Origin of the sequence: Streptosporangium sp. NPDC020145, from assembly GCF_040631275.1 — a bacterium.
In the GTDB taxonomy this organism is placed as follows: Bacteria; Actinomycetota; Actinomycetes; order Streptosporangiales; family Streptosporangiaceae; genus Streptosporangium.
On the sequence record NZ_JBEXZT010000033.1, the window covers coordinates 37,430 to 50,473 of the forward strand.

Sequence of the window (13,044 nt, forward strand, 5' to 3'; positions counted from 1 at the left end):
CGTTCCGGAGCGGGTCCCGGACCGTCTTGACCTTCCCTTTAAGGGAGGTAACCTCCCTCGTCACGGAAGACAACTGGCCAATGGTGCCGCCACACGTGTCTCGGCCGCCTCGCCGGTCGGTCCCGTGACGCACCATCGCTCGACCCCCGTCTTCCGGCGGCCAGGTCGCGAGGGCGGCGCGACCATGCTTCGACGGCCGTCGGAGGATGACCGGAAACTTCCAGATGACACCTGAGACGTACAAGTTCATCGAACTGCTGGAGAGCCAGCTCGGGTACTCCGAGCGGGGCAGCGGCTACACCAAGTTCGGCGATTGGTACAACACCGTCGAGTTCGACGCCGACTACAGCACGGCCCCCTGGTGCGACATGTACCTGTCCTGGGCGGCCAAGAAGCTCGGATACGAAGACTGGGTGGGGCAGTTCGCCTACACCGTCCACCACGCCAAGTGGTTCCGCCAGCAGGACGCCTGGGGCACCGTCCCCAAGCCCGGCGCCCTCGTCTTCTTCGACTGGAGCGGCGGCAAGAAGCTCGACGGCATCGACCACGTCGGGATCGTCACCCGGGTCGAGGGCAAGAAGATCCACACCATCGAGGGCAACATCGACGGTGGCGTCGCCAAACGCAAGGTGCGCGACACCGACAAGGTCGTCGGATACGGATACCCCGAGAAGATCAAGGCCCGTCTGGACGAGGAGGCCGCCCAGCAGCAGGAGATCGTCACGGCGTCCCCCCGCCCGGACAACTCCGTCGCCCTCACCCGTAACCCCGACCTGCTGTCGCAGGCCCCGCCCGCCACGGTGCGGGAGAACCTGCCGCCCTCCCCACCGGTCAGGACCGGCCCCAAGCACGCCAAGCCGGAGACCGGGGCCCACGCGAAGGACCCCTCAGCGGCACAGGCGAAGTCCCAGCCTCCCGCCAAGCAGACCGCGAAGACCGCGCCGCCCGCCACCACGCAGGCCGCGGGCCGTACCGGAAAGCACGCCAAGCCCGCGACCGCGGACACCAACGCGATCGCCGCCGCCCCCGCCGCCACGAGCCTGCGCCTGCCCTCGGAGGCCCCCCAGCTCGGCACCCCCGCGATCCTCGCGCCGGTCCTGCTGACCGCCGTCGCGCTCATCGCCCACGCCAAGACCAGGCAGCTGAAGGCACGCCCAGCGCTCGCCATGGCCGGTGCCGGGAGTACGGCCGGCACCCGCCGGGCGCCCGGCCGCCGTCGCGCCCCGGGACGCCGCCGCGTCACCCGCGCCGTGCCCGTCACGGCCCTCGCCACAGCACCTGCCGCAGTACCCACCGTGGCGCCCACTGTGGCACCCACTTTGGCGCCCACTGCGGCGCCCGCCGTGATGGCCACCACGGCGCCTGTCACGGCGGCCGTTCCCGTGCCTGCCCCTGTGTCGGCCACGGTTCCCGCCGGGCTGTCCGCCACGGCGCCCGCCGTCGCGGAGACCACGTTCAGGTCCGCCCAGACGACGGGGTTCCCCTCGGTCACCGCTCCGCCCGCGCGTGTCGAGGAGCCGGAGGCCCTCGACCTCCCCGGCGACGGACGGCACACGCGGCCCCACACCGATCCGCTCCGCGCCGCGGAGCCGGGCACGGTCCGCCGCTACGACGGCCCCCGCCTGCCCTACCAGGGGAGGCGCCGCCTGCGCGAGCACCCGGTCACCGAGTCCTCCACCCTGTCGCCCGGTTTCGCGCAGGACGCCCCGCTGCGGGGCAGGCGGCACCGCAGGCCCGAGACCCCGGTCAGCACGACCATGCGGTCCACACGGCCGACCCGGCCCGTGCACGCCCGTCCCGCGACCACCCCGGCCGCCGTCCAGGACGGGCCGGTTCCCGTACTGACGGCGCCGCTCCCCGCTGACGACCCGGCCCTGCGCCGTCCCTACCAGGGGCGGCGCAGGGCCAGGGTCACCGTCTGAGGGAGGCGTCAGCGTCGCTCGGGCGGGCGCTGCTGCCCCATGCTGCGGCGCAGTTCCTCAAGTTCCGCCTCAAGCCCGGCGATGCGGGTGTTCGCCCCCGGCCCCTGCCCCTGTGCCCGAGGAGTCTGAGCCTGAGGGGCCTGGGGACCCTGAGCCTGGGGGCCCTGGATCTGGGGCGGCGCGCCGTACTGCTGGGCATGGGGGCGGACCGAGCGGGTCTCCTCAGAGCCGGGCGGCAACGGGTAGGGCGGCCGCTGCTGGTAGGCCTGCGCCCCCGCGGAAGGCCCTCCGAGCGCTCCCCCGGGTGCCCCGCCGTACGGCTGGCCGTACCCCGGTCCCTGCGGCGAGTGACCGGGCTGGGCGCCGTAGGACACGGGCGGGAACGAGGTGGGCGGTGTCTTCACCCGGCGCCTGCCCTTACCGGCCATGGCCACCAGGGCGCCGACCACCAGCAGGGCGGCCGCCCCGCCACCGCCCCACAGCACCCACGGCAGGATCGGTGAGGAGCTCTCGTCCTTGCCCGCGGTGATGGCCTGCTGGGAGTCGGTGATGTACTTGGCCACGTAGGGGTGGTTCGGCTGCAGCGCCTGGACCTCACGGAACTTCGGCAGCGCCTCGGAGTAGTGGTTGGCGAAGAACAGGTCGAGCGCCTCGTTGTAGGCCTTCGTCGTGGCCGACTCTGCGGGCTTGATGTTCTTCTCGTTGAGCTTCTCCTTGACGATGCTGACCGGCAGCACGAAGCTCTCGCCCTCGGTCGAGCCGCCGTCCTGCTGGATGAGACCGCCGACCAGGATGCCGATGACCTTGCCGTCCCTGCTGAACACCGGCCCGCCCGAGTTGCCCGGGTAGGACGGGGCCTGCGTCTGGATGTACGGCACGCCCTCCGGGGTCTGCCTGCTGGCGTTGTAGGGGCCCTCGGTGAAGGCCGGGTCGAGCTTGGACTCGACGTTGAAGATCGAGGTCTGCGTCACCGTACCGGGGAACCCGCTGATGTAGAGCGTGTCACCGACCCGGACGTCGGAGTCCTGACCGAGCGGAACGGTCGGCAGGTTGTTCTGCCCGTTGGCCTTGAGGATCGCCACGTCCTTGCCCGGGTAGACCGTGCCCTTGGCGACCAGTTCGATGGGGACCGACTTGGCCGTCTTGTCCACCCCGCCGCCGGGCAGGCTCTGCAGCAACGAGAGTGAGCTCTGGACGTTGCGGATCTTGATGTTGTCCGCGTTCCAGACCTGGAAGATCTTGGAGGCGGTCCTGACGATCTCGTCGTCCGAGGCGGCGTCGCCGAGATCGGCGATCAGGTCGGCGGCGTCCTTCTTGTTGACCTCGGTGAGCGCCTGCTCCGCGAAGGTCTGCGCCAGCTCGGTCTCCTCCTGGCCGACGCAGTGCGCCGCGGTCACCATGTAACCGTCGGGGGTCACCCACCAGCCGGTGCACAGGCCGCCCGCGCTCGCCTCGACGACGCGCTCCGGCGTGCCCGGCGAGAAGTAACGCCCCGGCTCCTTGGCCATCTGCTGGACGACCCACCGGTAGATGCTGTTCTCGTCCGCCGAGATCTTGCCCGACTGGACGGCGGAGATGCCCTGCTGGGTCAGCTGCTTGATCGCGTCCAGGTTGGCGACCGGCGTCGGCACGGCCACCTCCGCGGTGTAGGACACCGAGGTCAGCTGCACGGCGGGATGTGTCCTCGCCGCGAGCCACGTTCCCACGGGAACGTCCAGTTCCTTCGGCTTGGCCATGGCGGCGCCCGGCAGGGCCAGCACCCCGGCCATGGCCAGTCCGGCGACGGCGCTGAGTCTTCGCCACATTTTCTTACTCTCCCCAAACTCGCTTCCCAGGCGAGAGCATGGCCCGCCGCACTTGGGGGGCACTTGGAAGCGACTGGGACATTCGTTAACAGCTACCCATATGTCGTGACACGAGTGGCGATAGAGGACCGTGACCATCCGCTAGCCTGGCGGAGTGCTGGAACAGATCACGGCCACCCGATACGTGACCCCGCTGCGCGAGGGCGGGTCGCTTCCCGGCGTGGTCGAGGCGGACGACCTCGGGACCTACGTCGTGAAGTTCCGGGGCGCGGGGCAGGGCCGCAGGGTGCTCGTCGCGGAGATCATCGCCGCCGGGCTGGCCCGCCGCCTCGGCTTCCGCACCCCCGACCTGAAGGTGATCGACGTCGATCCGCAGCTCGGCGTGCGGGAGCCCGACGAGGAGATCCAGGACCTGCTGCGGGCCAGCGCCGGGCTCAACCTGGCGGTCGACTTCCTGCCCGCGGCCCTCGGCTTCGAGCCGCTCACCTGGCCGCCCGACCCCGGCTTCGCCTCCCGGCTGCTCTGGTTCGACGCCCTGATCCACAACGTGGACCGCAGCTGGCGCAACCCGAACCTCCTCGTCTGGCACGGCGACACCTGGCTGATCGACCACGGCGCCGCCCTGTGGTTCCACCACAACTGGCCGGCCGCCGACCCGGAGCGCCCCTTCGACGGCTCCGACCACGTGCTCGCCCCCCACGCGACCCTCCTCCCTGAGGTCGACGCCGAGCTGAGCGAGACGATCACCCGGGACCTCCTCGACGGAGTCGTCGACGAGGTCCCCGACGAGTGGCTTGAGGACGAACCCGGCTTCGACGGGGCCGAGGCCGTACGGCAGGCCTATGTGGAGCATCTGCTGGCAAGGGCGCAGGCCCCCAGGCGGTGGCTCCCCCAGGAGCTTCCCCAGGGGGCTCCCGGGGCACGGCAGGACGGCAAGACCGGCTCGGTGGGCGCGTTCTGGAAGGACAACCGGTGAGAGACGTCTACGAGTACGCCGTGATCCGGGTCGTCCCCCGCGTCGAACGCGGCGAACTGATCAACGCCGGGGTGCTGCTGTACTGCCAGCCGCGCGACTACCTGTGCGCCGGGATCGAGCTTGACGAGGCCAGGCTGCGGGCCCTCGACGCGAACGCCGACGTCGAGGGCGTACGACACGCTCTGGGCGCCTACCGGCGTTCCTGCCTCGGCGAGGAGGGTCCGCTGACGGGCGAGTCGCTCGGCAGCCGGTTCCGCTGGCTGACCGCCCCGCGAAGCACGATCGTGCAGACGGGCCCGGTGCACGCGGGTCTCACCGCCGACCCCGGCGCCGAACTGGAACACCTGCTGACCAGGCTCGTCCGGGCCCTGTGAACCCGCTCCTCAGAAGAGGACGGACATGAAGGTGCCGACCTCGCGGAACCCCGCCCTGCGGTAGGCCGCCCTCGCGGGGGCGTTGTAGTCGTTGACGTACAGCGAGACCACCGGCGCGAAGCATTCGAGGGAGTGCTTGAGCACCGAGGCCATCCCGGCGACCGCGTGGCCCCTGCCCCTCAGCTCGGGGTGGACCCAGACCCCCTGGATCTGGCACGCCTGGGGGGTCACGGCGCCGATCTCGGCCTTGAAGACGACCCGGCCGTCGTCGATCCTGGCGTAGGACCTGCCGATCCGGATCAGCTCGGCGACCCGTGACCGGTAGAGCGCGCCCCCGTCGCCCACCTCGGGCGAGATGCCGACCTCCTCGGTGAACATCGCGACGCAGGCGGGCAGCAGGATCTCGAATTCCTCCGGCCTGACCCGTCTGACCAGGGGGTCGGCCGGGACCGGGGACGGCTCGGTCGCCTCCATCACCGGCTGGGTCCACCGGATCGCGCGGGCCGCCCCCCAGTACGGTTCGAGCCGCTCCCAGAGCGGCTCGACCGCGTCGGACGGGCCGACGATCGAGGAGCAGCGGCGTCCCTGCTTGCGGGCACGCTCGGCGAAGGCGTGCACGGCCTCGGCGCCGGCGTTGACCGGGACCAGGTTGGCTCCCGCGTAACAGAGCGAGGTGAGGCCGCCGCGCGGGCCGAACCCCCACATCTGGCCGCCGAGCCTGGCCGGGCTGAGACCGACGGCACGAACCCTGGAGGCGACGAAAACGTTGGAGACGGGGTCGGCGTCCAGGATCGCCAGCACCTCGTCACGATCGTTGTCGTCGAGCACGCGCGACGCCATTGTGCGCAGCATCACGCGCCCAGCCTACGCGACCCCCACGATTTTGGCAGGAACCAACACAGAGCCTGTCATCTACCCTGGGTGGCCTGTGTTGTCACCCGGCCGCGGCCGGTGCCTGCGAGGTCGCGGCGCAGCGGGCGTCCGGTCCTCGCGCCGCCCGCCTGGCCGGGCCGAAGAGCGTCCCGTCCCTGAGGTAGGCCGCCAGCCTGCGGTCCACACACTGGTTGCCGCTGAAGGTGGCCCCGTGGTTTCCCCCGGCCACGGCCAGCATCCTGGAGCGCCCGAACACCGCCCGCATGCGCAGCGCCCCCCGGTACGGCGTCGCGGCGTCGCGCTCCGCCTGAACGATCATGATGGGCGGCAGCCCGGCGTTGTCCTTGAGCGTCACCGGGGTGCCCCCGCGCTCGGGCCAGAACACGCACGGCGCGTTGTACCAGGCGTTCGACCAGGTCAGGAAGGGGGCCTTGGCGTGCGTCCTGGACATGTCGGCGCGCCACTTGCTCCACTGGCCGGGCCAGGCGGCGTCATGGCACTGCACCCCCAGGTAGACGGCGTAGCCGTTCTCGTCCTCGGCGTCGTTCTCGGCGTACCTGTGGTAGGCGGCGAGCAGCGGGGCGTCGTCCCCCTTCTTGACGTAGGTGGAGAAGGCCTTGGCCAGCTGAGGCCAGACGAGGTCGGAGTAGCCGCCGAGGGTGTAGATGTCGTCGAGTTCACTCGGCCCGACCACCCCGCCCGCCGGGCGGACACGCAGCCGGTTGCGCATGGCGTACCAGGCGAAGGAGACCATCCTGGTCGTCCGGCCGAGCCGGTAGACGTCGTTGTGACGGGCCGTCCAGCGCAGGAAGTCCCGGTGGCGCCGGTTGAAGGCGACGTCCTGGGCGAGGTTGGAGCCGTACCAGATGCCCTTCGGGTCGACCACGCTGTCCATGACCATCCGGCTCACCCGGCCGGGGAAGAGGGTGGCGTAGACCGCGCCGAGATAGGTGCCGTACGAGTAGCCCAGATAGCTGATCTTCTCCTCGCCCAGCGCCTTCCTGATCTCGTCCATGTCCCTGGCGCTGTTCTCCGTGCTCAGGTGCGGCAGCATCCAGTCCCACCGGCTCTGGCAGGCCTCGGCGTACCGGCGGGCCCTGCCGAGCAGCACCGCCTCCTGTTCGGCGTTGCCGGGAACGTTGTCCGGGCGGGGCGGGGCGTAGTACTCGGCGGGATCGACGCACCGCAGCGCGGGTTCGCTGTGGCCGACCCCCCGCGGGTCGAACCCGATCACGTCGAACCGTCCGGCGAGGTCGGGGGGAAGCTGGGCGGCGACCCGCCTGGCCAGGCTGAGGCCGGAGGCCCCCGGCCCTCCCGGGTTGACCAGCAACGCCCCCAGATGGTTCCGCGAGTCCCCGCCCCTGACCCGGTTCAGCGCCAGGCTGATGGTCCGGTCAGGATCGGCGTAGTCGAGCGGGACCCTCAGGGAGGCGCACTCGACCGCCACACCCGCCTGTTCACCGCTCCCTGAGGAGGCGTCCGCGTCCGACGAGGCCTTGCCCGGTGTTTCGCAGGGCCCCCAGACCAGATCGTCCCGTTCCTGCGCCGCCGCCTCCTGCGGTAGCCCGGCCATGGCGGCGAACACCGCGAAGCCCACGGCGACCCCGACAACCCTTTTCACGAATTCCCCCTACTCGTACGGCAGAGGCGATGGTCTCCCAGCCGGTGACCCGGCCACGGGCGGTACGACGAGATCCTTGCCATCCCGTGACCGTCACGTTGCCGTCCGGGAGCCCTGGCTAGCATCCATCACATGACGGAGCGATATGCGATCTTGAGCGGTTCCACCTTCGAGGAGGAGATCGGTTACGCGCGCGCGGTGGTCGACGGCGACCGGGTCCACGTGTCCGGGACGACCGGGTTCGACTACGCGACGATGACGATCTCGGACGACGTGGTCGAGCAGGCCGAACAGTGCCTGCGCAACATCGAGAGCGCGCTGACCCAGGCGGGCTGTTCGTTCGCCGACGTCGTGCGCGTGCGCTACATGCTGCCCGACCGCGCGGACTTCGAGCTGTGCTGGCCCGCCCTGCGCCGCCGTTTCGGCGAGGTACGGCCCGCGGCGACGATGATCGTCTGCGGCCTGTCCGATCCGCGGATGAGGATAGAGATCGAGGTGGACGCGCGACGCCCCTGAACACCTGGCCGGTCCGGGAGACGCCGTGGGGCGGCCCCGCGCGCCCGCGCGGAACCGCCCCACGAGACAACCCGCCCGCGAACCTACTCCTCCCGGTGGACCTGGCCCTGCAGGCGCCCGAGGCCCGGGGCCCTCAGGGCGAGGTTGGCCTCGCCCACGCCGTCCCGTTCGCAGGTGGGACGGTCGAGCAGGACCGAGAAGCCGAAGGTGGTCCAGGTGATGCCGGGCCGGTCCGGGTTGAACCGGTGGCGCCGCGACCCGGAGGAGCGCCCGTCGAGGACGACCTCGACCCGGTCGTCCTGGAAGGAGACGATCGCCTCGACCGTCTCGTCACTGAGCTCGGCACGGAGGTTTCCCCGGTAGACGGCGTGGCCGCCGTCGATCCACTCGCCTAGCTCGCGACCGCAGTCGTCGGCCCCCGCCACGGTGGTGTGGACGGGGGTACTCGACACGGCGGCCGAGGCGGAGGAGGCGGGCACGAGACCGGCCAGACCCGTCAGAGCCGCCAGGGCCAGGGTCGCCGCGCGGGCAGAGGTGCGGAACATGCGCTTCCTTTCAACGGAGGACGACGCCTTGCCTCCCCGTCGCGGAACGTGACGACGAGTGAGGACCGCAACCAAATCAAGCCCAGCGACCAAGGGTAGTCAATGGCGACTCTGAGTTATGGCCCCAGGTTGTTCACCCGACACATTCGCCCCGTTCGCCCCAGAGATCAGGAGATCTCACCTTTTCCACCGGCCGTCCGGTCACCCTCCGGAGCCACCCAGGGGCTTGGCCATGACGATCTCCCTGCTCCTGCCGTCGTCGAGCAGGTCGCCGAGTTCCCCGGTGTCCTTGAAGCCGTGGCCCCGGTAGAGCGCGATGGCCGCGTCGTTGTCCGGCATCACACACAGGCGCAGGGTCGCGGTGCTCCGCAGCGCCGCCCATCGCTCGATCTCCTGGATCAGGTGGCCCGCGACCCCCCGGCCCCGGGCCTGGGGGCCGACCCACATCGAGATCAGCTCGACCGTGTCCGCACCGCCGGCGGGGACACCGCTGGCCATTCCGGCGAGCACTCCGTCGAGGACCGCGACCACGTTGTGCGAACCGGGTATCTCAAGGCGTCCCCGCCAGCGGTCCTCGCGGTCGCCGTCCCCCTGCCAGTCGGCCAGTCTCGCCCCGAAGGCGGCCGGCGCCTCGGCGAGGGCCGCCAGCCTCAGCTCCCGCCACAGCGGCCAGTCGTCCGAGCTCAGGACACGTACTTCGATCATGACGTGAACCCTGCCCTGTCCGGGCAGGGACGGCAACGGATTAACGGACGACGACCTCGGGGCCGGGGGCGTCCTCGTCGTCGAAGTCGATCTCCACACCCATCTCCTCGGCAAGCCGCAGGGCCTCCTCGATGAGGGTCTCCACGATCTGCGACTCGGGGACGGTCTTGATGACCTTGCCCTTGACGAAGATCTGGCCCTTGCCGTTGCCCGAGGCCACCCCCAGGTCGGCCTCCCGCGCCTCGCCGGGACCGTTGACCACGCAGCCCATCACCGCGACCCGCAGCGGGACCTTCAGGCCGGTCAGGCCCGCCTGGACCTGCTCGGCCAGGGTGTAGACGTCGACCTGGGCGCGTCCGCACGAGGGGCAGGAGACGATCTCCAGACCGCGCTCGCGGAGGTTCAGCGACTCCAGGATCGCGGCGCCGACCTTGACCTCCTCGACCGGAGGGGCCGACAGCGAGACCCGGATCGTGTCGCCGATGCCCTCGGCCAGCAGGGCGCCGAAGGCCACGGCCGACTTGATCGTGCCCTGGAAGGCGGGCCCCGCCTCGGTGACGCCCAGGTGGAGGGGGTAGTCGCAGCGCTGCGCGAGGAGCCGGTACGCCTGCACCATCACGACCGGGTCGTTGTGCTTGACCGAGATCTTGATGTCCTGGAAACCGTGCTCCTCGAACAGCGAGCACTCCCACAGCGCCGACTCGACCAGCGCCTCCGGGGTGGCCTTGCCGTACTTCTGCAGCAGCCTGGGGTCCAGGGAGCCGGCGTTGACGCCGATCCTGATCGGCACGCCGTGGTCGGCGGCGGCCCTGGCGATCTCACCGACCTTGTCGTCGAACTTCTTGATGTTGCCCGGGTTGACCCGGACCGCCGCGCAGCCCGCCTCGATCGCGGCGAAGACGTACTTCGGCTGGAAGTGGATGTCGGCGATGACCGGGATCTGGGATTTCCTGGCGATGATCGGCAGCGCGTCGGCGTCGTCCTGGGACGGCACGGCGACCCTGACGATCTGGCAGCCGGACGCGGTCAGCTCGGCGATCTGCTGGAGCGTCGCGTTGACGTCCGCGGTGAGCGTGGTGGTCATCGACTGCACGCTGACCGGCGCGTCACCGCCGACAGGAACGGAACCAACCATGATCTGACGGGATTTGCGTCGCTCGGCGATCGGCCTGGTCCTCACGGACGGGATCCCGAGAGCAACAGAAGTCATTTTCAGCCCTTGGTGAGTCGGGGACATCTCCAGTCTAGGCAGTAGCCGTGAGCTCCCGTGCCCGAATCCGTGCCCATTCGTCAGCGTCCAGCACCTCTGCGACCGTCTCCGCCGAGGTCACGGCGTGCTCGGAGACGACCGCGGCCACGGTGTCCACGATGCCGGTGAACGGCAGCCGTCCGGTGAGGAAGGCCTCGACGCAGACCTCGTTGGCGGCGTTGTAGACGGCCGGGGCCGTACCCCCCGCGGAGCCGACGTGACGGGCCAGTGCGACGGCGGGGAACGCCTCGTCGTCGAGGGGCTCGAAGGTCCAGGTGTGGGCCCTGGTCCAGTCGACCGGAGGAGCCGCGGCCTGGACCCGTTCCGGCCAGCCGAGGGCCAGCGCGATCGGCAGCCGCATGTCGGGCGGGCTGGCCTGGGCGACGACCGAGCCGTCGACGAACTCGACCATCGAGTGCACGACCGACTGCGGGTGGACCACCACCTCGATCCGGTCGAAGCCGATGTCGAAGAGCAGATGGGCCTCGATGACCTCAAGGCCCTTGTTGACGAGTGTGGCGGAGTTCACCGTGACGACGGGCCCCATCGACCAGGTCGGATGCGCCAGGGCCTGCTCCGGGGTCACCCCGGTGAGCTGCTCCCTCGGCCTGCCGCGGAAGGGGCCGCCGCTGGCGGTGACGACCAGCCGCCGTACGGCGGAGGCGTCCGGCCCCTGCGGACCCGCGGCCCACAGGCACTGGGCCAGGGCGGAGTGCTCGGAGTCGACCGGCAGCAGTCTCCCGGGTTTGGCCAGCCTTTTGACCAGGGGACCGCCGATGATCAGCGACTCCTTGTTGGCCAGGGCGAGCACCCGGCCCGCCTCAAGCGCGGCCAGCGTCGAGGTCAGTCCGAGCGCCCCGGTGACGCCGTTGAGGACCACGTCGGACGGCCAGGCCGCCGCCTCGGCGACCCCCTCTGGCCCGGCCAGGACCGTGGGGCTCACCCCGTGCCCGGCCAGTGCCCGCCGCAACTCGGGCAGGGCGGCCGGATCGGCGACGGCCACCACGTCGGGCCCGAACTCGGCCGCCTGGCGGGCCAGCAGGTCGACCCTGCCACCCCCCGCGGCCAGGGCCACGACCCGGAACCGGGCGGGATTGCGGGCGATGACGTCGAGGGCCTGGGTCCCGATCGAGCCGGTAGAGCCGAGCAGGGCGACCGAACGCGTGGTGTCTGGCTGCACGGGCCCATTCTCCCGGATGGCCCCTCCCGGTCGGACCGCCGCCGAGGGTACGCAGAGCGCCGACAACCCTCGACTTTCACCGAAAGTAGCAACAAGAACACATCTGGTAGTGCAAACTCGGCCCATGACTTCGAGCCTCCCCCTGCTCCTGGGTGCCGTGCTCGTCGCCGGGCTGCTCGGCGCCCCCGCGACCGGCACGACGGCCCCCGAACACCGGCAGACCTCGCACGGACTGGCCGAACACCTCGCACAGCCGGCGACCCCGGGTGGAGACGACACCGGCGTCGCCGGGCACACGGGCGCGGGAAACTCCGCCGAGCAGCGCCGTGTGCTCGCCTACTGGACGCCCCGCCGGATGGCCGCCGCCGCCCCCATCGGCCTGCTCGGGCCGGTGACCGGCGTGCTCGGCGCGGTCACCGGCCTGCTCGGGCTGAAGGCCTCCTTCGAAACGCCCGGCACGAGACCCTCCGTCGTGAGACTCGCCGCGAGACCCGGCGGAAGGTCCGCCGTGCGGTCCGTCAAGGCCCCGCCGGGCGCGACCCGCACCCGGTACGGCGCGCGGGTCGGCGGTGCACGCTGGGGCGCGGGCGGGCAGGTCGCCCGTACGACGGGGCGCGTGTTCATGACCCTCGGCGGGACCGACTTCGTGTGCTCGGCGAGTTCGGTCAGGAGCGCCAACGCGGACCTGGTCGTCACCGCGGGCCACTGCGTCAAGAACGGCACGGGCGCGTGGGCGGACAACTGGGTCTTCGTGCCCGGCTACGACCGGGGGCGACGGCCGTACGGGCAATTCACGGCCCGGCGCATGTTCGTGACGGGCGCGTGGGCGCGGGGCGGTGACGACAGCCACGACATCGGCATGGTCGCGGTCAACCCGCGGGGCGGCAGGCACCTGGCCGAGGTCGTCGGCGTCCAGGACATCGCCTTCGACACCGCCAGGGGCCGTCAGACCCACGGTTTCGGCTTCCCCGCCGACCTGCCCTACGACGGCGAGAACCTGGTCTTCTGCGCGGGGACGGTCCGTGACGACCCGCACGGCCAGACCAGCGACCAGGGCCTGCGCTGCGACATGACCGCCGGGTCGAGCGGCGGCCCCTGGCTGAGCGGCTTCGACCCCGTGACCGGGCACGGCACGGTCACCTCGGTGAGCAGCTTCAAGTACAGCGACGACCGCGGCACGATGTACGGCCCCTACTTCGGTGAGACCGCCAGACGGCTCTACGCCGTCGCCCAGAGATCATGAGGGTACGGCCCGCGCCCCAGGGTGCGGGCCGTACC

General features: G+C 71.2%; 12 protein-coding genes. 5 read left to right on the forward strand and 7 right to left on the reverse strand.

The genetic code is table 11. From position 1 onward, the window contains the following. Positions 1 to 224: 224 nt before the first annotated feature. On the forward strand, positions 225 to 1,922 hold the full coding sequence (locus ABZ463_RS36310) for a CHAP domain-containing protein (protein WP_362783612.1): 1,698 nt from the start codon (positions 225 to 227) through the stop codon (positions 1,920 to 1,922). 8 nt (positions 1,923 to 1,930) lie between these two features. On the opposite strand, the gene ABZ463_RS36315 is transcribed toward ABZ463_RS36310, so the two are convergent. Then, entirely contained in the window at positions 1,931 to 3,727 is a 1,797-nt protein-coding gene (locus ABZ463_RS36315; protein ID WP_362783615.1) for a trypsin-like peptidase domain-containing protein, read from the reverse strand. A gap of 154 nt (positions 3,728 to 3,881) precedes the next feature. Between ABZ463_RS36315 and ABZ463_RS36320 the strand changes: the two genes are divergently transcribed. Both ABZ463_RS36320 and ABZ463_RS36325 read left to right on the forward strand, forming a co-directional pair. Beyond that, positions 3,882 to 4,703: a HipA family kinase gene (locus ABZ463_RS36320; protein ID WP_362783618.1), complete on the forward strand. Its 822-nt coding sequence runs from the start codon at positions 3,882 to 3,884 to the stop codon at positions 4,701 to 4,703. After that, entirely contained in the window at positions 4,700 to 5,077 is a 378-nt protein-coding gene (locus ABZ463_RS36325; protein WP_352008408.1) for a DUF3037 domain-containing protein, read from the forward strand. Before ABZ463_RS36320 ends, ABZ463_RS36325 begins: the two co-directional genes overlap by 4 nt. A gap of 9 nt (positions 5,078 to 5,086) precedes the next feature. On the opposite strand, the gene ABZ463_RS36330 is transcribed toward ABZ463_RS36325, so the two are convergent. Both ABZ463_RS36330 and ABZ463_RS36335 read right to left on the reverse strand, forming a co-directional pair. After that, complete coding sequence (locus tag ABZ463_RS36330) at positions 5,087 to 5,929, reverse strand: DUF4081 domain-containing protein (RefSeq protein WP_352009434.1); 843 nt, start codon at positions 5,927 to 5,929, stop codon at positions 5,087 to 5,089. 82 nt (positions 5,930 to 6,011) lie between these two features. Continuing rightward, the gene (locus ABZ463_RS36335) at positions 6,012 to 7,571 is read right to left on the reverse strand and encodes an alpha/beta hydrolase (RefSeq protein WP_362783622.1); all 1,560 of its coding nucleotides are present in this window, start codon (positions 7,569 to 7,571) and stop codon (positions 6,012 to 6,014) included. Positions 7,572 to 7,703: 132 nt separating this feature from the next. Between ABZ463_RS36335 and ABZ463_RS36340 the strand changes: the two genes are divergently transcribed. Next, complete coding sequence (locus ABZ463_RS36340) at positions 7,704 to 8,087, forward strand: RidA family protein (protein ID WP_352008406.1); 384 nt, start codon at positions 7,704 to 7,706, stop codon at positions 8,085 to 8,087. Positions 8,088 to 8,170: 83 nt separating this feature from the next. Here ABZ463_RS36340 and ABZ463_RS36345 read toward each other — a convergent pair whose 3' ends face one another. The 4 genes from ABZ463_RS36345 to dxr all read right to left on the reverse strand — a co-directional run bounded on the left by ABZ463_RS36345 (position 8,171) and on the right by dxr (position 11,766). After that, positions 8,171 to 8,632 (reverse strand): hypothetical protein, encoded by a 462-nt coding sequence (locus tag ABZ463_RS36345; RefSeq protein WP_352008405.1) that lies wholly within the window; start codon positions 8,630 to 8,632, stop codon positions 8,171 to 8,173. A gap of 201 nt (positions 8,633 to 8,833) precedes the next feature. Next, entirely contained in the window at positions 8,834 to 9,337 is a 504-nt protein-coding gene (locus tag ABZ463_RS36350) for a GNAT family N-acetyltransferase (RefSeq protein WP_362783626.1), read from the reverse strand. A gap of 40 nt (positions 9,338 to 9,377) precedes the next feature. Next, positions 9,378 to 10,547, reverse strand: a complete 1,170-nt coding sequence (gene ispG / locus ABZ463_RS36355) for a flavodoxin-dependent (E)-4-hydroxy-3-methylbut-2-enyl-diphosphate synthase (RefSeq protein WP_352008403.1) — start codon at positions 10,545 to 10,547, stop codon at positions 9,378 to 9,380. A gap of 34 nt (positions 10,548 to 10,581) precedes the next feature. Then, positions 10,582 to 11,766: a 1-deoxy-D-xylulose-5-phosphate reductoisomerase gene (dxr, locus tag ABZ463_RS36360; RefSeq protein WP_352008402.1), complete on the reverse strand. Its 1,185-nt coding sequence runs from the start codon at positions 11,764 to 11,766 to the stop codon at positions 10,582 to 10,584. 124 nt (positions 11,767 to 11,890) lie between these two features. Between dxr and ABZ463_RS36365 the strand changes: the two genes are divergently transcribed. Then, positions 11,891 to 13,009 carry a hypothetical protein gene (locus ABZ463_RS36365; RefSeq protein WP_352008401.1) on the forward strand — a complete coding sequence of 373 codons (1,119 nt, stop codon included), beginning with the start codon at positions 11,891 to 11,893 and terminating at the stop codon, positions 13,007 to 13,009. Positions 13,010 to 13,044 lie beyond the last annotated feature (35 nt).